Raw genomic sequence first — 19211 nt, forward strand, 5'->3', positions numbered from 1 at the left:
TAGGCAGGGCTGCGGGCGCCGTATCGCGGGGGCTGTGGCGATGTTGAAAAAAATTTACAAAAAGGCCGAGAAAGGCCCGATTCGCGGGGTAACGCGCCTCGATTGGCCGGCCTGCGCCCTGACGACATGCGTGACCGGCCGGCGCCTGCCGAGCCACGATGGCAATTACCTTCTTATCGCAGCATTTATCTGATTTTTGCCGCCTTTAATGACTTTTAGCGCCATCAATCTCACTGCCCCGATGCCGGCGGGCGGCCGAACGGGCTGGTGATGGGTGCACCCCGCCACAGGGTCACGCCCTCGAGCCAGGCGTCGATGGCCTGCGGGTTGTCCTCGATCCAGGCCTTGGCCACTCGACGCCTATTGGTATTGCCTTCCAGCACCGCACTCATCAGCTGGTTTTCCGCGGCGATGGTGAAGGTCATGTTGCGCAGCAGGCGGGTCAGGTTCGGGCATTCGTCGCTGAAGCCGCCGCGCGCCACGGTGTTGACCTGGGCAGCGCCGTAGTCGGGGCCGAAATAGTCGTCGCCGCCGGCCAGGTAGTTCATCCGCAGGCGCTCGTTCATCGGATGCGGCTCCCAGCCGAGGAACACCGCCCATTTGCCCAGGCGCTGGGCGCGCTCGACGTGATTGAGCATGCCGCTCTCGCTGGACTCGACCAGGGTGAAGCCGCGCAGACCGAAACGGTCGTCGCGAATCATCGCCTTGAGCATCTCATTGCCCTCGTTGCCGGGCTCGATGCCGAAGATCTGTCCGCCGAGCTGCTCCTTGAACCTGTGGATATCGGCGAAGCCCCGCAACCCGGCCTCGTAGCCGGGGGCCAGCACCGCCAGGGTGTAGCGCACCGGCGCCAGGTTGGTCTGCAACGTCTCGATGCGGCCACTGTCCAGGTGCTCCTGAACCAGCTCGGCTTGCGCCGGCATCCAGTTGCCGAGGAACACGTCCATCCGACCTTCGGCGAGGGCGCGGTAGGTCTCCGGTAGCGACAGGCGCTTGATCCGGGTGCGGTAGCCGAGCTCGCCGAGCACCAGGCGGGCCACCGCGGTGGTCATGGTGATGTCGGTCCAGCCGACGTCGGGCAGGCGCACCAGCTCGCAGCGCGCGGCCTCGGCGGCGTGCAGGCTGCCGCAGCCGAGGAGAGTGAGTGCCAGCAGGCGCTGTGCGAGTCGGTTCATCGATCGTCCTTGCCTCGGTGGTGGAGAGCTGAGCCCGGTGGGCGTGCGCGCACAGTAGAGCGCAGGCCGCGCTGGCCTGGGGTGCGCAATGCGACCTCGACATGTCGAATTCAGACCTGCCCCGTGCGCGGCGGGCCCTCGCTTCGTACTGCCTCCCTTGCAGTCGTCGGCGACGGCGCTTTTGGACAAGCCCGAGTCGGTGTCAGGCGTGATCGGGACGTCGAATTACCGATCATGGGCGCCGACTCACATCCAACGAGGTTGCCGCCGTGGCCATCAGCGTATTCGACCTGTTCAAGATCGGCATCGGGCCGTCCAGCTCGCACACCGTGGGGCCGATGCGCGCCGCCGCGCTGTTCGTCGAGGCGCTGCGCGAGCGTCAGTTGCTGGGCCGGGTGCGGCGCATCGAGGTGCGCCTGTACGGCTCGCTGTCGGCCACCGGCGTCGGCCACGGCAGCGACCGTGCGGCGATCATGGGCCTGATGGGCGAGTGGCCGGACCGCATCGACCCGGCGCAGATCGCCCCGCGCATCGCCACCCTGCTCGAGCGTGGCGAGCTGCTGCTCGACGGCCGCCTGCCGATTTCCTTCGACTGGGTGCGCGACATGCGCCTGCTGGAGGAGAACCTGCCCTACCACCCCAACGCCATGACCCTGGTGGCCGAGGGCGAGGCCGGCGAGCTGCATGCCGATACCTACTACTCGGTGGGCGGCGGCTTCGTCGTCGATGCCGCCCAGGCCGCCACCGGCGCGCTGGATCAGGACCACACCGCGCTGCCCTACGATTTCTCCAGCGGCGCCGAGCTGCTGCAGCTGTGCCGTCGGCACGGCCTGCGCGTGTCGCAGCTGATGCTGGAAAACGAGAAGGCCTGGCGCAGCGAGGCCGAGATCCGCGCCGGCCTGCTGCAGCTGTGGCAGGCCATGCAGGACTGCGTGGCCAACGGCCTGCGCGAGGAGGGCATTCTCCCCGGCGGGCTGAATGTGCGCCGGCGCGCCGCCAAGCTGCACCGCAGCCTGCAGGAGCTGGGCAAGCCCAATGTGATCGGCAGCACCATGAGCGCCATGGAGTGGGTCAACCTCTACGCCCTGGCGGTCAACGAGGAAAATGCCGCCGGCGGGCGCATGGTCACCGCGCCGACCAACGGCGCAGCGGGAATCATCCCGGCGGTGCTGCACTACTACATGCGCTTCAACCCGGATGCCAGCGACGCCGACGTGGTCGACTTCCTCCTGGCCGCCGCGGCGGTGGGCATCCTGTGCAAGAAGAACGCCTCGATCTCCGGCGCCGAGGTCGGCTGCCAGGGCGAGGTGGGCTCGGCCTGCGCCATGGCCGCGGCGGGCCTGGCCGAAGTGCTCGGCGCCACGCCCGAGCAGCTGGAGAACGCCGCCGAGATCGGCCTGGAGCACAACCTCGGGCTGACCTGCGATCCGGTCGGCGGCCTGGTGCAGGTGCCGTGTATCGAGCGCAACGCGATCGCCGCGGTGAAGGCGATCAACGCGGCGCAGATGGCCCTGCGCGGCGACGGCGAGCACCACATCTCGCTGGACCGGGTGATCCGCACCATGCGCGACACCGGCGCCGACATGCACGACAAGTACAAGGAAACCTCGCGCGGCGGCCTGGCGGTCAGTGCCATCGAGTGCTGAGCCGAACTGGTGCGCCAACCAGGGGCAAGCGCGTCACGCTGCCGACTTTTGGTGCGAACGGTCATTGCGGTATCGGTTAAAAAGCGACCTACTAGTCCTTGCTGTTACCGCCTGGCCGTTACGCTGTTCCGGGCCTGCCGTAGCGTTCGCCGCGGCGAGTGCTACCGAAATGCTCAAGCCCCCATGCCAAGGGGCCTACGACCCTGTTCAGGAGGTTCGTTCAGAGCCTGGGAAGGCCCGCCGGATGCACCCTGCATCGACGGCGATATTTTTATTGAACGCTCAATCAATTTAGGCATGTTCTTTGCCTGGGCATGGATAGCCGACTGGTTCTTTCGACCAGCGTTATAAAAACAACAGAAGCCCGCACAGTTGGGCTTCTCACCGTGCTTAGCGTGAGGGTTTCATCATATGTCGCAGTTCGCCCCGGGATCCCAGCCCCAGAACCGTGTCGCCCAGTCCATCGGCTTCCTGCTGCTGGACAACTTCACCCTGATCTCCCTCGCCTCGGCGGTGGAGCCCCTGCGCATGGCCAACCAGTTGTCCGGCAAGGAGCTGTACCGCTGGCACACCCTGACCCATGACGGTCAGCCGGTCAGCGCCAGCGACGGCCTGAAGATCACCCCGGACGCGGCACTGGACAACGCGCCGGCGCTGGACGCGGTGATCGTCTGCGGCGGCGTCGACATCCAGCACAGTGTCAAGCGCGAGCATATCTGCTGGCTGCAGAAACAGGCGCGCCTGGGTCGCCAGCTCGGCGCGGTGTGCACCGGCAGCTGGGCGTTGGCCAAAGCCGGCCTGCTCGACGGCTACGACTGCAGCGTGCACTGGGAATGCCTGGCCTCGATGCAGGAAGCCTTCCCCCGCGCCGCCATCACCACCCGCCTGTTCTCCATCGACCGCAACCGCAATACCAGCTCAGGCGGCACCGCGCCGATGGACATGATGCTGCACCTGATCGGCCAGCAGCATGGCCGCGAACTGGCGGCCGGCATCTCCGAGATGTTCATCTACGAGCGCATCCGCAACGAGCAGGATCACCAGCGCGTGCCGCTCAAGCACATGCTCGGCAGCAACCAGCCCAAGCTGCAGGAAATCGTCGCGCTGATGGAGGCCAACCTGGAGGAGCCCATCGACCTCGACGAGCTGGCCTGCTTCGTCGACATCTCGCGGCGTCAGCTCGAGCGCCTGTTCCAGAAGTACCTGCACTGCTCGCCGTCGCGCTACTACCTCAAGCTGCGCCTGATCCGTGCGCGCCAGCTGCTCAAGCAGACCAGCATGTCGATCATCGAGGTGGCCTCGGTGTGCGGCTTCGTCTCCACCCCGCACTTCTCCAAGTGCTACCGCGAATACTTCGGCATTCCGCCGCGCGACGAGCGCGCCGGCCAGCAGGGTGCCAACCTGGTGATGCTGCTGCCGATCCCCGAGCAGCAGGGCAATTCCAGCGCCGGGCTGGCGCTCAATCGCGCTCAGGGCGAGTCGACCTTCGCCAGCGTGCGCCTGCTGTAAGACGGTGCGGCAAGGTCAACGGGGCGCCAGTGGCGCCCCGTTTTATTTGGCGTCGCGGCTAAAGCCGTCTGAGCCGGGTGTAGGGTGGGCTTTAGCCCACCACCCTGTGGCCCTCAGGCTTGACTGTCACCCTTGTGGATTTTGGTTGACCCCATCCATATATGCCTTGGTGGGCTGAAGCCCACCCTACGGCGCGGGATCGATCAAGCCGAAGCCGGCTTCGGCACCAGCGCCGGCAGCAGATGGCGGCTGATCGCCTCGCGCACGTTGGGCAGCAGGGTGGCGCTGCCGCCGAGCAGTTCCTCCACCAGGCGGCGCAGGGCCACGGCGCGTTCCGGGCTGAGGCCGCTGACGGCCAGCTCGCAGGCCTGCTCGGCGCTGGCGCCGGCGGGAATGCTCAGGCCCAGGGCCACCAGGCGTTCGCGGAAGTCTTCCTGGTCGATCAGGTCGGCATGCATCATGGTCGTGGCTCCTGGGCTTGGGGCGTCAACGTAGGACGCCTTCCTCGATAAGTAGTTTGAAGATAGCCTCGGCGCCGTCCTGCGGCGAGACATCCTTGAGCACCTGGCCGCCACCGCCGCTGGCCTTGGCGGTGGCCGCCTTCATCCGCTCGGCGCCGCTCTTGGCCTTGATCACCTTGAGCCGCTTCGGGCGCGGCTTGGCCGGCAGCAGGCTGGCCTCGGCCAGCAGCGGGTCGTCCACCACCGCGACTTCATGGGCTTCGATCAGGCCGCGCCGGGCCGGGCCGAAGGCGCTCTGCCGGGCCACCGGGGCGGCGTTGTCGACGCTAGCGACGCAGGGCAGGCGCACCCTGAGCCGGCGCCGTTGGCCGCGTGGCAAAGCCTGCAGCACCTGGGCCACGCCGTTCTCGACCTTTTCCACCTCGGCCAGGCCGACCAGCATCGGCCAGCCCAGGCGCTCGGCCAGGAGGAACGGCAGCATGCCCGAGCCCTCGCCGGTTTCCGCCTGGCTGCCGGTGAGCACCAGCTGCACGCGGCTGCCCTGCAGGTAATCCACCAGCAGCGGCAGGGCGTCGGCGCCGTCGGGCTGCTCGAGCACGTCGAGCTGCTCCAGGCCCATGCCCAGGTAGCCGCGCAGCGCCTCGGCCTGCGGGTCGCCGGCATGCAGCAGCTGCAGCTGCTGCCCGGCCAGGCGCAGGCCCAGTTCCACCGCGCGGGAATCCTGTTCGGCGCGGCGCGGGCGACCGGAGGTCGGGTGGGCGCCGAGCGAGACCAGGGCGACGATATTCAGATCAGTCATGTTGTCCCCGTAGCCCGGATGCAATCCGGGAAAGATGGTGGTGACCCCGGATGTCATCCGGGCTACGCCGCATCACGTTTGCCTTCCTGGCGCCAGGCGGCGACCCGCTCGAGCAGCGCCTTGAGAATCGCCGCCGAATCGCCGATCACCGACAGGTCGGCGCGCTTGATCATGTCGCAGCCGGGGTCCAGGTTCACCGCCACCACCTTGTCGCAGGCGCCGATGCCCTGCAGGTGCTGGATGGCCCCGGAGATGCCCACGGCCATATAGACCCGCGCGGTGACCCAGGTGCCGGTGGCGCCGACCTGGCGGTTGCGCGGCATAAAGCCGTCGTCCACCGCCACCCGCGAGGCGCCTTCGGTGGCGCCGAGGGCGACGGCGGCCTGGTGGAACAGCTCCCAGTCCTTCACCCCGTTGCCGCCGGAGAGGATGAACTCGGCCTCGGCCATGGGGATCTGCGCCGGGTCCACGGCCACCGGGCCGAGGTCCTGCAGGCGCGTCAGGCTGTGTGCGACCGGCGCGGCCAGTTCCACCGGGCGCGCCTCGTGACGGGTCTCGCTGACCGGTTCGGCGCACTCGGCGGCGGCCAGGATCAGCCGCGGCAGGGCGCGTTGGATGTCCTGCTGGCCGGCGCCGGCGCGGCCGATGCACTGCTCGTTCGCCACCTGCCAGACGCGGGTGGCCGGGCGCTCGCCGAGCTTGGCGGCCAGGCGCCGGCCCAGTTCGCCGCCGCCGGTGCGGCTGTCCGGCAGCAGCCAGTGGCGCGGGGCGAACTGGCCGTCCACTGCGCTCAGCGCCAGCACCCGGGCTTCCGGGGCGTAACCGTCGAAGGTCTCGCCTGCGATGCGCAGCAACCGGTCGACGCCGGCGCTGTCGAAGGCGCTTTCCTTGTCCTCGCCGAACAGCACGGCGAGCACCGCACCGCTATCGCCGGCCAGTTGCCGGGCCAGGCCGAGCAGGTCCTTGTCGTGGCTTGACAGGCGGCCGCCGACCATGTCCGGCACCACGGCGATGATATGGCTCGGCTGCTCCACCAGGTGCAGCGGCAGCTGCACCACGGCGCTGGCCGCGCCGCGCTTCTGCCCGCCGCCCTGCTGGGCGCCGGAGCGGTCGATGCGCTTGATCCCGGCCGGGCCGATAAAGCCGGCGGCGATGGCATGGGGGTTCTTGCGCATCAGGCCGCTGGGGCCCATCCAGCTGGTCTGGTTCTGGCTCTGCATGGCCGCATGCAGCGGGTGCAGGCGGTTGCGCGCGATCCATTCGGCGCGCGGGTCGCGGCGGATGATGTCGCTCATGCCTGGGCCTCCTGGATGCACTGGGATTGTCGTTTCATCACTGCACCTCCGCCAGTTCACGCCTGGCTGCCGGCTTTTTTGCCGCCACCTCGACGGGCTCGATCAGCACCTCGGCGACCAGTTCGGCGATGTCCTTGATTTCCGGGCGCGGGGCGACCACGCCTTCGAGCATCGCGGTGCACTGCGGGCAGCCCACGGCCACCAGTTCGGCGCCGGTCTCCTTGATGTCGACCATGCGCATGTCGGGGATGCGCTGCTTGCCGGGGATGTCGGTGATCGGCGCGCCGCCGCCACCGCCGCAGCAGCGCGAGCGGAAGCCGGAGCGTTCCATCTCCTTCACCTCGATACCGATGGCCTTGAGCACGGCGCGCGGCGCCTCGTACTCGCCGTTGTAGCGGCCCAGGTAGCAGGGGTCGTGATAGGTCACGCTGCTGGCCTTGCTCTGGCCGAGGTTGAGCGAACCCTTGCGCACCAGCTCGTCGATAAAGGTGCTGTGGTGCAGCACCTGGTAATGGCCGCCGAGCGCGCCGTATTCGTTCTTCAGCACATGGAAGCTGTGCGGGTCGCAGCTGACGATGCGCTTGAAGCGGTACTTGGCCAGGGTGGCGATATTGCGTTTGGCCAAGCTCTGGAAGGTCGCCTCGTCGCCGAGGCGGCGGGCCACGTCGCCACTGTCGCGTTCCTCCAGGCCGAGCACGGCGAAGTCGACGTCGGCAGCCTTGAGCACCTTGACGAAGGCGCGCAGGGTGCGCTGGTTGCGCATATCGAAGGCGCCGTCGCCGACCCAGAACAGCACGTCGGTCTCTTGCTTGTCGGCGAGCAGCGGCAGGTTGAGGTCGGCCGCCCAGTTCAGCCGGCCGCCGGGGGCGAAACCGCCGGGGTTGTCGGTGGCGATCAGGTTGTCCAGCACTTCGGCGCCCTTGTTCGGCGTGGCGCCCTTCTCGAGCGTGAGATGGCGGCGCATATCGACGATGGCATCGACGTGCTCGATCATCATCGGGCATTCCTCGACGCAGGCGCGGCAGGTGGTGCAGGACCACAGGGTCTCGGCCTCCACCAGCGCCTTGCCGTTGAGGTCGACGATGGGTTGGTGCGGGCCGCCGCTGTGCTCGCCGAGCGGAATGCCGGGGTAGGGGCTGCCGGCGAACTGGGCGTCGTTGCCACCGGCCAGGCCGATGACCATGTCCTGGATCAGTTTCTTCGGGTTCAGCGGCTGGCCGGCGGCGAAGGCCGGGCAGGCCGCCTCGCACTTGCCGCACTGCACGCAGGCGTCGAAGCCGAGCAGCTGGTTCCAGGTGAAATCGGTGGGTTTTTCCACCCCCAGCGGCGCCTTCGGGTCGTCCAGATCCAGCGCCTTGAGGCCGGTGGAGCGGCCGCCGCCGAAGCGTTCGGCGCGGCGGTGCCAGGCCAGGTGCAGGGCGCCGGCGAAGGCGTGCTTCATCGGCCCGCCCCAGGTCATGCCGAAGAACAGCTCGGACACGCCCCAGGCCACGCCGACGGCCAGCACGGCGGCCAGAATCCAGCCGCCGAAGTTCTCGGGCAGAATCCCGGCGACCGGCAGGGTGGCGATAAAGAAGCTCGCGGCGAACATCAGCAGGCTCTTCGGCAGGCGCATCCAGGGGCCCTTCGACAGCCGGCTCGGCGGGTTGCGCCGGCGCTTGGCGACGAACAGGGCGCCGACGAACATCAGCACCGTGGCCGCCAGCAGGGCGAAACCGAGGATGCGGTTATGCAGGCCGAAACCGTGCACGAGGATCGCCAGCACGGCGGCCAGGACGAAGCCACCGGCGGTGGCGACGTGGGTCTTGGACATGTACTTGTCGCGCTCGACCACATGGTGCAGGTCCACCAGGTAGCGGCGCGGCATCTTCAGCAGGCCACCGATCCAGTCGACCTTGGCCGGTCGGCCGCGGCGCCACATGAAGAAGCGCTTGCCGGCACCGAGCACGGCCAGGCCGAGGGCGGCGAACAGCAGGATGGGCAGTAGGGTGTTCAACATCTCGTGGTCTCCTTCGCGGGACCGGAAAACAATGCGACCTGTAGGTTGGCGCTGAGCTGGCGAAGCCCAACGGGGAGCGCGTAGCGCTCCCCGTGTTCGGTCAATGCCGCAGGCCGGTTCTGCGAACCGGATCTTGGGCTTAGTTCCTCAGCGCCAACCTACGTCCGTCCAACCACCGAAAGCGTTGGCTTAAAAGTCCTTGCACAGCCGCAGCGCGTCGTAGATCGCCGCGTGGGTGTTGCGCTGGGCCACGCAGTCGCCGATGCGGAACAGCAGGTAGCCGTCGCCCGTCTCGGACAGGCAGGGCTGCGGCTTGATCGCGAACAGCGCCTCGACGTCGATCTGGCCCTTGTTGCGCGAGCCTTCCTTCAGCGCGTAGTACAGCGACTCGTCCGGACGCACGCCGTTCTCCACCACCACCTGGTCGACCACGCGCTCTTCCTTGGCGCCGGTGTATTCGTTCTCCAGCACCGCCACCAGCTTGTCGCCCTCGCGGTAGACCTTTTCCAGCATCATGTCGCCGGTCATGATCACTTCCTTGGGGTAGATGCTGCGGTAGTAGGTGGGGAAGCTGGTGCCGCCCATGGCCACGCCCGGCTTGATGTCGTCGGTGACGATCTCGACCTGCGAGCCCTTGTCGGCCATGAAGTCGGCCACCGACATGCCGGTGAATTCGCAGATGGTGTCGTAGACCAGCACGTTCTTGCCCGGGGCGACCTTGCCGTCGAGCACGTCCCAGCTGCTCACCACCAGGCCTTCGGCCGCGCCCCAGTGCTCGTTCTGCTCCAGGTACGGATGGCCGCCGTTGGCCAGCACGATGATGTCGGCGCGCATGTCCTGAATGGTCGCCACGTCGGCGGCGGTGCCCAGGCGCAGGTCGACGTTCAGGCGCGCCAGCTCCAGCTGGTACCAGCGGGTGATGCCGGCGATCTGGTCGCGCTGCGGCGCCTTGGAGGCCGTGGTGATCTGCCCGCCGAGGGCATCCTTCTTCTCGAACAGGGTGACGTCGTGGCCGCGCTCGGCGGCGACGCGCGCCGCTTCCATCCCGGCCGGGCCGCCACCGACCACCACCACCTTGCGCTTCGGTCCGGTGGATTTCTCGATGATGTGCGGCACGCCCATGTATTCACGGGAAGTCGCGGCGTTCTGGATGCACAGCACGTCCAGACCCTGGTACTGGCGGTCGATGCAGTAGTTGGCGCCGACGCACTGCTTGATCTGGTCGACCTGGCCCATCTTGATCTTGGCGATCAGGTGCGGGTCGGCGATGTGCGCGCGGGTCATGCCGACCATGTCCACGTAGCCGCCTTCGAGGATACGGGTGGCCTGGTTCGGGTCCTTGATGTTCTGCGCGTGCAGCACCGGCACCTTGACCACTTCCTTGATCCCGGCCGCCAGGTGCAGGAAGGGCTCCGGCGGATAGCTCATATTGGGGATGACGTTGGCCAGGGTGTTGTGCGTATCACAGCCAGACCCCACCACGCCGATAAAGTCGATCATGCCGGTGGCGTCGTAGTAGGCGGCGATCTGCTTCATGTCCTCGTGGGACAGGCCGTCCGGGTGGAATTCGTCGCCGCAGATGCGCATGCCCACGCAGAAGTCCGGGCCCACCTCGGCGCGCACCGCCTTGAGCACCTCCAGGCCGAACTTCATGCGGCCCTCGAAGGTGCCGCCCCATTCGTCGGTGCGCTTGTTGACCCGCGGGCTCCAGAACTGGTCGATCATGTGCTGGTGCACGGCGGACAGCTCGACGCCGTCCAGGCCGCCTTCCTTGGCCCGGCGTGCGGCCTGGGCGTAGTTGCCGATCACCCGCCAGATCTCTTCCGGCTCGATGGTCTTGCAGGTGGCGCGGTGCACCGGCTCGCGGATGCCCGACGGCGACATCAGGGTCGGCCAGTTGAAGCCGTCCCAGCGCGAGCGGCGACCCATGTGGGTAATCTGGATCATGATCTTGGCGCCGTGCTTGTGCATGGCGTCGGCCAGATTCTGGAAGTGCGGGATGATGCGGTCGGTGGACAGGTTGACCGAGCTCCACCACTCCTGCGGGCTGTCGATGGCCACCACCGAGGAACCGCCGCAGATGGCCAGGCCGATGCCGCCCTTGGCCTTCTCTTCGTAGTACTTGACGTAGCGCTCGGTGGTCATGCCGCCGTCGGTGGCGTAGACCTCGGCGTGCGCGGTGGACAGCACGCGGTTGCGGATGGTCAGCTTGCCGATCTGGATCGGCTGGAACATTGCTTCGAAGGCCATTACGGCATCCTCACGGTAAGCGCTCTAGCGGTGTGGGAGGTGCTCTAGCGGCTCTCCCACGCATTTCTTATGGGTGACTCAGAGTGGCCGGGTGACGAACAGGCCGTCGTCGTGGCCTTCCTCGGCACCGCTGTATTCCTGCACGGTGACGGTGCGGATCGGGCTGCCCTTGGCGGCGAGGATCTGGTCGATGGCGCCGGAGAACCAGCCGGTGAACATGTAGTCGACCTTGCGGTTCACCTTGCCGTACACGTAGACGAAGGCCGAGTGCTTGAGCTTGACCTCGGCGTAGCCGGTTTCCAGGTCGAGCTTCTGCGTTTCGAACAGGCCCCAGCCGCGCTGCGACAGGCGCTTCATGTAGTGCTCGAACACCGCGGCGCCCTCGATGCCGTGGCACTCGGCTTCCTTCTCGCACCAATGCCAGGCGGACTTGTAGCCGGCCTTGTAGAGGATCTCGGCGTACTTCTCGGCGCCGAGCACTTCCTCGATGCCCATGTGGTTGTTGACGAAGAAATGCCGCGGCACGTAGAGCATCGGCAGGGCGTCGGTGGTCCAGACGCCGGTTTCGTCGTCGACGGCGATGGGCATTTCGGGGGCGTGGGTGGCCATGTGTTCTAGCTCCAGAATTCGATTTGCAGTTGGCGCCGGCCTGTCTCGTAGGTTGGTGCTGAGCTTGCGAAGCCCAACACCCGGTTCGCAGAACCGCCAGCGGCGTTGTCGGTGAACTCGTGGCGCGCTGCGCGCGCCTCGTTGGGCCTCGTTCCTCGGCGCCAACCTACGTGGCGCCGAGTAGCGGGATCATTCGCCCCAGACGTCTTTCAGCACGCGCACCCAGTTCTCGCCCATGACCTTGCGCACCACGCGCTCGGGCATGCCGCGCTTGAGCAGGGTCTCGGTGAGGTTGGGGAATTCGCCGACGGTGCGGATGCCCAGCGGGTTGACGATCTTGCCGAAGTTGGTCAGGCGGCGGGCGTAGCCCTTGTCGTGGGTCAGGTACTCGAAGAAGTCCTGGCCGTGGCCCTGGGTGAAGTCGGTGCCGATGCCGATGGCGTCTTCGCCGACCAGGTTCATCACGTACTCGATGGCCTCGGCGTAGTCGTCGATGGTCGAGTCGATGCCCTTGGCCAGGAAGGGGGCGAACATGGTCACGCCGACGAAGCCGCCGTGGTCGGCGATGAACTTCAGCTCCTCGTCGGACTTGTTGCGCGGGTGCTCTTTCAGGCCGGACGGCAGGCAGTGCGAGTAGCACACCGGCTTCTTCGACTCGAGGATGACTTCCTCGGAAGTCTTGGAGCCGACGTGGGACAGGTCGCACATGATGCCGACGCGGTTCATCTCGGCGACGATCTCGCGACCGAAGCCGGACAGGCCGCCGTCGCGCTCGTAGCAGCCGGTGCCGATCAGGTTCTGGGTGTTGTAGCACATCTGCACGATGCCCACGCCGAGCTGCTTGAACACCTCGACGTAGCCGATCTGGTCCTCGAACGCATGGGCGTTCTGGAAGCCGTAGAGGATGCCGGTCTTGCCCTGCTCCTTGGCCTTGCGGATATCGGCGGTGGTGCGCACCGGCATGACCAGGTCGCTGTTATCGCGAATCAGGTTGTTGCTGGCGACTATGTTGTTGACCGTGGCCTGGAACCCTTCCCACACGGACACGGTGCAGTTGGCGGCGGTCAGGCCGCCCTTGCGCATGTCCTCGAACAGTTCGCGGTTCCACTTGGCGATGATCAGACCGTCGATGACGATGCTGTCGGCGTGCAATTCGGCTGGGCTCATCAGGCTTGTCCCCTGGGCGTATGACCGATCCGGAGCGTCGGTGCTTTGGACAGAGCTTATCCCTGGGGGGCGGGGCGACCCGGTGCAAAAACGACTGGGGGTTTGCCGAAAGCGTCAAGCCGAGGTCGCGAACGGATAAGCCGTCGCTCCGCCCGTTACCGCTTGGCCGGATGCAATCCGGGGAATCCGCGGCGCCTGGCCCCGGATTGCATCCGGTCTACGTCGGGTCTAGCCGACCGGCCGCTCATGGCGATCCTGGCTGGGGCTGGCGGCGAAGTACTGGCGGTAGCAGCGTGAGAAATACGACGCCGAGTCGAAGCCGCAGGCCAGGCCCACCTCCAGCACGCTGAGATCGCTCTGGCGCAGCAGCTGGCGCGCCTTGTCCAGGCGCAAACCGAGGTAGAAGGCCGAAGGCGTGGTGTGCAGGTGGTGGCGGAACAGCCGCTCCAGCTGGCGCACGCTGACCCCGACCTGCTCGGCCAGCTCCTCGCAGGGCAGCGGCTGCTCGCAGTGGCGCTCCATCTCGCCGATCACCCGCACCAGTTTCTTGTTGTGCAGGTCGTAGCGGCTGGCGATCTGCATGCGCTGGTGATCCTGGCGGGTGCGGATGCGCCCGAGCACGAACTGCTCGGAGACCTGCACCGCCAGCGGTTCGCCGTGATCGCGGCCGATCAGCCCGAGCATCAGGTCGAGGCTGCTGGTGCCGCCGGCGCTGGTGATGCGCCGGCCATCGATCTCGAACAGCTCCTGGGTCACCTGCAGCTGCGGGTAGCGCTCGCAGAAGGCGTCGATCGCCTCCCAGTGCAGGGTCAGGCGCTGCTGCTCGAACAGCCCGGCCTCGGCCAGCACGAAACTGCCGGTGTCGATGGCGCCGAGCACCTTGACCTCGCGTTCGCGGCGTTGCAGCCAATGGGCCAGGCGTTTGTCGTAATACGCCAGGGGCTCGAAACCGGCGACCACGAACAGCGCCTGGACCTCTTCCGGCAACTCCAGGCCGGCCTCGACGTTGAGCGACATGCCGTTGCTCGCCGCCACCGCCTCGCCGTCCAGGCTGAGCAGGCGCCAGCGGTACAGCTCGCCGCGAAAGCGGTTGGCCACGCGCAGCGGCTCGATGGCGGACATCAGGCCTATCATCGAGAAACCGGGTAACAGCAGGAAGGCGAGGGTCTGGGTCATGGGCAATCCGCCAGTAGGGTGCCCTCCATTAAGAAGCCAGGCGTTGGCGCCGCGCAAGATAAGGTCGTCATAGGTCAAGCAATGGTCGGCTAAGTGGGAATTTTCCCGCGAAGCGGCGCGTAAGGTGGCTCCATCGGGACAAATCGATCCCGGAACACGGTGGGGGCCGACCGGCCTCTAGAAGAACGAAAGCAAACCGCTGTGACACGATGAGGAGCACCCAGATGAAAGGTCTTACCGCGCTGGCCGCATGCTGCACCCTGAGCTTGTTCAGTTCCTCCCTGCTGGCCGCCGAAGATGCCAGTTGTCAGAAGGCACGTATCGGTCTGGTCGGCTGGACCGACGTGGTCGCCACCACGGCCGTGGCCGCAACCCTGCTCGAAGGCCTGGGCTATCAAACCACCCAGACCCAGGCCTCGCAGCAGATCATCTTTTCCGGCATCGGCAAGAAGCAGGTCGACTTCTTCCTCGGCTACTGGAAGCCGCTGATGGACGACAACATCAAGCCGTTCCAGGACAAGGGCGAAGTCAAGGTGCTCGCCGAGCCGGGCCTGAGCGACGGCATCTCCAGCCTGGCGGTGCCCACCTACCTGGCCGAGGCGGGCCTGAGAACCTATGCCGACATCGCCAAGTTCCGCGACCAGCTGGACGGCAAGATCTATGGCATCGACCCGGGCACCGGGGCCAACACCACCATCCAGAAGATGATCGACACCAACCAGTTCGGCCTCGGCGGCTTCAAGCTGGTGGAATCCAGCGAGGCGGCCATGCTCGCGGCCGTCAGTCGCGCGGTCAAGGCCAAGAAGCCGGTGGTGTTCTTCGGCTGGAAGCCGCACCCGATGAACATCAAGATGGACCTGACCTACCTCACCGGCAGCGAGGACGTGTTCGGCGCCGATGAAGGCCTGGCCACGGTATGGACCGTGGTCGCCCCGGATTATGCCCAGCGCTGCCCCAACGTCGACCGCCTGCTCCATAACCTGACCTTCAGCGCCGCCCAGGAAAGCCAGCTGATGGAGCCGATCATGGCCCGCGAGGATGCCAAGGCCGTGGCCCGGCGCTGGCTCAAGGACAATCCGCAGGACCTCGACCGCCTGCTGGCCGGAGTGACCACCTTCGACGGTCAGGACGGCGTCGCGGCGGTACGCGCCGCCCTCGACTGAGACGCGCGCCGCCCCCCTTCAACGATCACCCGTTGTGCCGTGCGCCTCTGGCGGCGTACGGCACCCTTTCGCCTCGAATAAGGATGGAGATTCCATGAATTACGAAGTCATCGTCACCTGCGCGGTGACCGGCGCCGGCGACACCGTCGGCAAGCACCCGGCGATCCCGGTCACGCCGAAGGAAATCGCCGCCGCCGCCATCGAGGCGGCCAAGGCCGGCGCCACGGTCGCCCACTGCCATGTGCGCGACCCGCAGACCGGCAAGCCGAGCCGCGACGTGGCGCTGTACCGCGAGGTGGTCGAACGCATCCGCGAGAGCGACACCGACGTGATCATCAACCTCACCGCCGGCATGGGCGGCGACCTCGAAATCGGCCGCGGCGAGCAGCCGCTGGAATTCGGCGCCGGCACCGACCTGGTCGGCCCGCTGGAGCGCCTGGCGCATGTCGAGGAACTGCTGCCGGAAATCTGCACCCTGGACTGCGGCACCCTGAATTTCGGCGACGGCGACTTCATCTACGTCTCCACCCCGGCGCAGCTGCGTGCCGGCGCCAAGCGCATCACCGAGCTGGGTGTGAAGGCCGAGCTGGAAATCTTCGACACCGGGCACCTGTGGTTCGCCAAGCAGCTGCTCAAGGAGGGTCTGCTGGAAGACCCGCTGATCCAGCTGTGCCTGGGCATCCCCTGGGGCGCGCCGGCCGACACCACGACCATGAAGGCCATGGCCGACAACCTGCCGCAGGGCATCACTTGGGCCGGCTTCGGCATCGGCCGCATGCAGATGCCCATGGTCGCCCAGGCCATGCTGCTCGGCGGCAACGTGCGGGTCGGCCTGGAGGACAACATCTGGCTGGATCGCGGCGTGCACGCCAGCAACGGCCAGCTGGTCGAGCGCGCCATCGAGATCATCGAACGCCTCGGCGGCCGCGCCCTGACCCCGGCCGAAGGTCGCGAGAAGATGAAGCTCAAGGCTCGCGGCTAAAGCGGAACGCCACCCGGCCCGTCCCACGGGTCGCACGCTTGTGGGAGGGGCTTTAGCCGCGACAGGCCGTAGCCCGGATGAAATCCGGGGATTGGCAGGTGAAATTTTCCCGGATTGCATCCGGGCTACATCAGCAAGGAACCCGAGATGACCTTCGTTACCCATATCAAGACCTTCGCCGCCCTCGGCACCGGCGTGATCGGCGCCGGCTGGATCGCCCGCGCCCTGGCCCACGGCCTCGACGTGATCGCCTGGGACCCGGCGCCCGGCGCCGAGGCCGCGCTGCGCACGCGCCTGGCCAATGCCTGGCCGGCGCTGCAGCAGCAGGGCCTGGCCCCCGGCGCCTCGCTGGAGCGCCTGCGCTTCGTGAATACCATCGAAGACTGCGTGCGCGATGCCGACTTTATCCAGGAAAGCGCGCCCGAGCGCCTCGAACTCAAGTGCGAGCTGCACGCGAAGATCAGCGCCGCCGCGCGCCCGGATGTATTGATCGGCTCCAGCACCTCGGGCCTGCTGCCCAGCGAATTCTATGCAGACGCCAAGCATCCCGAGCGCTGCCTGGTCGGCCACCCGTTCAACCCGGTCTATCTGCTGCCGCTGGTGGAGGTGGTGGGCGGCGCGAAGACCGCTCCGGAGGCGGTACAGGCCGCCATCGAGGTCTACCAATCGCTGGGCATGCGCCCGCTGCATGTGCGCAAGGAGGTGCCGGGCTTTATCGCCGACCGCCTGCTCGAGGCGCTGTGGCGCGAGGCGCTGCACCTGGTCAACGACGGCGTGGCGACTACCGGCGAGATCGACGATGCGATCCGCTTCGGCGCCGGCCTGCGCTGGTCGTTCATGGGCAGCTTCCTGACCTACACCCTGGCCGGCGGCCCGGCCGGCATGCGTCACTTCATGGCCCAGTTCGGCCCGGCGCTGAAGCTGCCCTGGACGTACCTTGAGGCGCCGGAGCTGACCGAGGGGCTGATCGACGCGGTGGTCGAGGGCACTGCCGAGCAGCAGGGCGAACGCAGCCTGGATGCCCTGGAGCGCTACCGCGATGATTGCCTGCTGGCGGTGCTGGAGGCGATCCGCCAGACCAAGGCCAGGCATGGTTTCGAGTTCGCCGAGTAACCGTGTCTTCCCGGTGCGCACGGCGCACCCTACGCGCGCTTAAGCCTGTGCGGGCGCGCCTTGTTTTGTTGGAGCGAGTCCATCCATGTCTGCCCAAGCGCTGAGTACCTACCGTAGCGCCATTCCCCCCGAGTGGGTGGATTACAACGGCCATCTGCGCGATGCCTTCTATCTGCTGATCTTCAGCTACGCCACCGACGCGCTTATGGACCACCTGGGCCTGGACGAGGCGGGGCGTGCCCGCAGCGGCCACACCCTGTACACCCTGGAGTGCCACCTCAACTACCTGGCCGAGATCAAGCTCGGTGCCGAGGTAGAGGTGCGCACCCAGTTGCTGGCGCATGACGGCAAGCGCCTGCACATCCACCACGGCCTCTACTACCCGGAGGGCGAGGAACTGCTCGCCGCCAGCGAGCAGATGCTGATGAACATCGACACTGCCGGCGGCCGCTCGGCCGCGTTCGACGAGCAGGTGCGGCAACGGCTGCTGGCGTTGGCGCAGGCCCATCGGAGCCTGCCCAGACCGCTGCATGTCGGCCGGGTCATAGCCTTGCCCCCGGCCAGGGCCTAGTGCCCGGCCGGCAGGCCAGGATGGCCTGGTGTGCGTCCCCCCATCCCTGACAACAATTTCGCGGGCCAGCATCCCGCAAGGAGACCGCCATGAATGCCGTAGACCCCTCGCTCCAGGCCGCACCCATCGCCGATTGGCGCACCTACCCGATCAGTGCCGATCTGGTCGGCCTCGACGCCACCCGCGACAGCCTGCAGGTCACCTGGAGCGATGGCCGGGTCAGTCCCTTCCACTACCAGTGGCTGCGCGACAACTGCCCCTGCAGCCAGTGCGTCTACGGCGTGACTCGGGAACAGCTGCTGGAGATCGTCGACGTGGCGGAGGAGCTGGCTCCGCAGCGGACCCGCATCGACGAGCAGGGCCATCTGCTGATCGACTGGCTGGGCGGTCACCACAGCCGCTTCCACCCCGGCTGGCTGCGGGCTCACGCCTATGACTCGGCATCGCGCGAAGAGCGCCAGGCGCAGCGTCCGCAACCGCAGCTGTGGGGCGCCGAACTGGCCGAGCAGTTGCCGCGCTTCGACTACCAGGCGGTGCTCGAGGATGACGCCACCCTGTTGCGCTGGTTGCTGGCGGTGCGCGATCTGGGCCTGACCCAGCTGCTGGCGGTGCCGGCCAGCGAGGGCGTTCTGCTCCGGCTCGCCAAGCGCATTTCCTTCATTCGCGAGAGCAACTTCGGCGTGCTGTTCGACGTGCAGTCCAAGGCCGATGCCGACAGCAACGCCTACACCGCCTTCAACCTGCCGCTGCACACCGACCTGCCGACCCGCGAGCTGCAGCCGGGCCTGCAGTTCCTGCATTGCCTGGTCAACGACGCGACGGGCGGCGAGAGCGTGTTCGTCGACGGGTTCGCCATCGCCGAGGCGCTGCACCAGGAGGCGCCCGAGCTGTTCGACATCCTGTGCACGACGCCGGTGGAGTTCCGCAACAAGAGCCGCACCAGCGATTACCGCTGCCTGGCACCGATCATCGCGCTGGATGCCGAGGGGCGGATCGGCGAGGTGCGCATGGCCAACTTCCTGCGCGGCCCGTTCGACGCGCCGGTCGAGCGCATGCCGGCGCTGTATCGTGCCTACCGGCGCTTCATCGCCCTGACCCGCGAGCCACGCTTTCGCCTGCAGCGCCGGCTCGAGGCCGGGCAGCTGTGGTGCTTCGACAATCGGCGGGTGATGCACGCGCGCAGCGAATTCGACCCGGCCAGCGGCGCGCGGCATTTTCAGGGCTGCTATGTCGACCGTGACGAGCTGCTGTCGCGGATCCGCGTGCTGCAGCGCTGATATACCCGAGATGCGCGGC

General features: G+C 67.3%; 16 protein-coding genes. 7 read left to right on the top strand and 9 right to left on the bottom strand.

From position 1 onward, the window contains the following. Positions 1-230: 230 nt before the first annotated feature. Entirely contained in the window at positions 231-1175 is a 945-nt protein-coding gene (locus ACW9UL_RS02035; protein WP_457788690.1) for an ABC transporter substrate-binding protein, read from the bottom strand. A 269-nt stretch (positions 1176-1444) separates the two neighbouring features. Between ACW9UL_RS02035 and ACW9UL_RS02040 the strand changes: the two genes are divergently transcribed. Next, on the top strand, positions 1445-2821 hold the full coding sequence (locus ACW9UL_RS02040; protein ID WP_457788691.1) for an L-serine ammonia-lyase: 1377 nt from the start codon (positions 1445-1447) through the stop codon (positions 2819-2821). Between the two features lie 411 nt (positions 2822-3232). Next, positions 3233-4330 carry a choline metabolism transcriptional regulator GbdR gene (gene gbdR / locus ACW9UL_RS02045; RefSeq protein ID WP_457788692.1) on the top strand — a complete coding sequence of 366 codons (1098 nt, stop codon included), beginning with the start codon at positions 3233-3235 and terminating at the stop codon, positions 4328-4330. 203 nt (positions 4331-4533) lie between these two features. On the opposite strand, the gene ACW9UL_RS02050 is transcribed toward gbdR, so the two are convergent. The 8 genes from ACW9UL_RS02050 to ACW9UL_RS02085 form a co-directional block, all read right to left on the bottom strand. Further along, entirely contained in the window at positions 4534-4791 is a 258-nt protein-coding gene (locus tag ACW9UL_RS02050; RefSeq protein ID WP_021444237.1) for a hypothetical protein, read from the bottom strand. A 25-nt stretch (positions 4792-4816) separates the two neighbouring features. Further along, positions 4817-5590 (bottom strand): electron transfer flavoprotein subunit beta, encoded by a 774-nt coding sequence (etfB, locus tag ACW9UL_RS02055; RefSeq protein ID WP_457788693.1) that lies wholly within the window; start codon positions 5588-5590, stop codon positions 4817-4819. Between the two features lie 62 nt (positions 5591-5652). Further along, positions 5653-6885 carry an electron transfer flavoprotein subunit alpha gene (gene etfA, locus ACW9UL_RS02060; protein ID WP_457788694.1) on the bottom strand — a complete coding sequence of 411 codons (1233 nt, stop codon included), beginning with the start codon at positions 6883-6885 and terminating at the stop codon, positions 5653-5655. 37 nt (positions 6886-6922) lie between these two features. Then, positions 6923-8884 carry a dimethylglycine demethylation protein DgcB gene (gene dgcB / locus ACW9UL_RS02065; RefSeq protein ID WP_457788695.1) on the bottom strand — a complete coding sequence of 654 codons (1962 nt, stop codon included), beginning with the start codon at positions 8882-8884 and terminating at the stop codon, positions 6923-6925. Positions 8885-9073: 189 nt separating this feature from the next. Continuing rightward, positions 9074-11134, bottom strand: coding sequence for a dimethylglycine demethylation protein DgcA (dgcA, locus tag ACW9UL_RS02070; RefSeq protein ID WP_457788696.1), 2061 nt, complete (start codon positions 11132-11134; stop codon positions 9074-9076). A gap of 78 nt (positions 11135-11212) precedes the next feature. Next, positions 11213-11743: a DUF5943 domain-containing protein gene (locus tag ACW9UL_RS02075; RefSeq protein WP_122109252.1), complete on the bottom strand. Its 531-nt coding sequence runs from the start codon at positions 11741-11743 to the stop codon at positions 11213-11215. 189 nt (positions 11744-11932) lie between these two features. Beyond that, positions 11933-12910, bottom strand: a complete 978-nt coding sequence (locus tag ACW9UL_RS02080; protein ID WP_021442441.1) for a dipeptidase — start codon at positions 12908-12910, stop codon at positions 11933-11935. 228 nt (positions 12911-13138) lie between these two features. After that, on the bottom strand, positions 13139-14086 hold the full coding sequence (locus tag ACW9UL_RS02085; protein ID WP_457788697.1) for a GlxA family transcriptional regulator: 948 nt from the start codon (positions 14084-14086) through the stop codon (positions 13139-13141). A 224-nt stretch (positions 14087-14310) separates the two neighbouring features. Between ACW9UL_RS02085 and choX the strand changes: the two genes are divergently transcribed. The 5 genes from choX to ACW9UL_RS02110 all read left to right on the top strand — a co-directional run bounded on the left by choX (position 14311) and on the right by ACW9UL_RS02110 (position 19192). Further along, positions 14311-15249, top strand: coding sequence for a choline ABC transporter substrate-binding protein (gene choX, locus ACW9UL_RS02090; RefSeq protein ID WP_457788698.1), 939 nt, complete (start codon positions 14311-14313; stop codon positions 15247-15249). Between the two features lie 94 nt (positions 15250-15343). Then, complete coding sequence (gene cdhC / locus ACW9UL_RS02095; RefSeq protein WP_457788699.1) at positions 15344-16231, top strand: 3-dehydrocarnitine:acetyl-CoA trimethylamine transferase CdhC; 888 nt, start codon at positions 15344-15346, stop codon at positions 16229-16231. A gap of 147 nt (positions 16232-16378) precedes the next feature. Beyond that, a complete protein-coding gene (locus ACW9UL_RS02100) occupies positions 16379-17344 on the top strand; it encodes an L-carnitine dehydrogenase (protein ID WP_457788700.1) in 966 nt (321 codons plus the stop codon). Between the two features lie 85 nt (positions 17345-17429). Continuing rightward, positions 17430-17915, top strand: coding sequence for a thioesterase family protein (locus ACW9UL_RS02105; protein ID WP_021444460.1), 486 nt, complete (start codon positions 17430-17432; stop codon positions 17913-17915). Between the two features lie 89 nt (positions 17916-18004). After that, entirely contained in the window at positions 18005-19192 is a 1188-nt protein-coding gene (locus tag ACW9UL_RS02110) for a gamma-butyrobetaine dioxygenase (RefSeq protein ID WP_457788701.1), read from the top strand. Positions 19193-19211: the final 19 nt, after the last annotated feature.

Source organism: Pseudomonas sp. PL-6, from assembly GCF_054110165.1.

Excerpts from the sequence above, each read along its gene's own strand:
- ACW9UL_RS02035 (WP_457788690.1), bottom strand. The coding sequence starts at position 1,175 with ATGAACCGACTCGCACAGCGCCTGCTGGCACTCACTCTCCTCGGCTGC.
- gbdR (WP_457788692.1), top strand. The coding sequence starts at position 3,233 with ATGTCGCAGTTCGCCCCGGGATCCCAGCCCCAGAACCGTGTCGCCCAG.
- ACW9UL_RS02050 (WP_021444237.1), bottom strand. The coding sequence starts at position 4,791 with ATGATGCATGCCGACCTGATCGACCAGGAAGACTTCCGCGAACGCCTG.
- etfB (WP_457788693.1), bottom strand. The coding sequence starts at position 5,590 with ATGACTGATCTGAATATCGTCGCCCTGGTCTCGCTCGGCGCCCACCCG.
- etfA (WP_457788694.1), bottom strand. The coding sequence starts at position 6,885 with ATGAGCGACATCATCCGCCGCGACCCGCGCGCCGAATGGATCGCGCGC.
- dgcB (WP_457788695.1), bottom strand. The coding sequence starts at position 8,884 with ATGTTGAACACCCTACTGCCCATCCTGCTGTTCGCCGCCCTCGGCCTG.
- dgcA (WP_457788696.1), bottom strand. The coding sequence starts at position 11,134 with ATGGCCTTCGAAGCAATGTTCCAGCCGATCCAGATCGGCAAGCTGACC.
- ACW9UL_RS02075 (WP_122109252.1), bottom strand. The coding sequence starts at position 11,743 with ATGGCCACCCACGCCCCCGAAATGCCCATCGCCGTCGACGACGAAACC.
- ACW9UL_RS02080 (WP_021442441.1), bottom strand. The coding sequence starts at position 12,910 with ATGAGCCCAGCCGAATTGCACGCCGACAGCATCGTCATCGACGGTCTG.
- ACW9UL_RS02085 (WP_457788697.1), bottom strand. The coding sequence starts at position 14,086 with ATGACCCAGACCCTCGCCTTCCTGCTGTTACCCGGTTTCTCGATGATA.
- choX (WP_457788698.1), top strand. The coding sequence starts at position 14,311 with ATGAAAGGTCTTACCGCGCTGGCCGCATGCTGCACCCTGAGCTTGTTC.
- cdhC (WP_457788699.1), top strand. The coding sequence starts at position 15,344 with ATGAATTACGAAGTCATCGTCACCTGCGCGGTGACCGGCGCCGGCGAC.
- ACW9UL_RS02100 (WP_457788700.1), top strand. The coding sequence starts at position 16,379 with ATGACCTTCGTTACCCATATCAAGACCTTCGCCGCCCTCGGCACCGGC.
- ACW9UL_RS02105 (WP_021444460.1), top strand. The coding sequence starts at position 17,430 with ATGTCTGCCCAAGCGCTGAGTACCTACCGTAGCGCCATTCCCCCCGAG.
- ACW9UL_RS02110 (WP_457788701.1), top strand. The coding sequence starts at position 18,005 with ATGAATGCCGTAGACCCCTCGCTCCAGGCCGCACCCATCGCCGATTGG.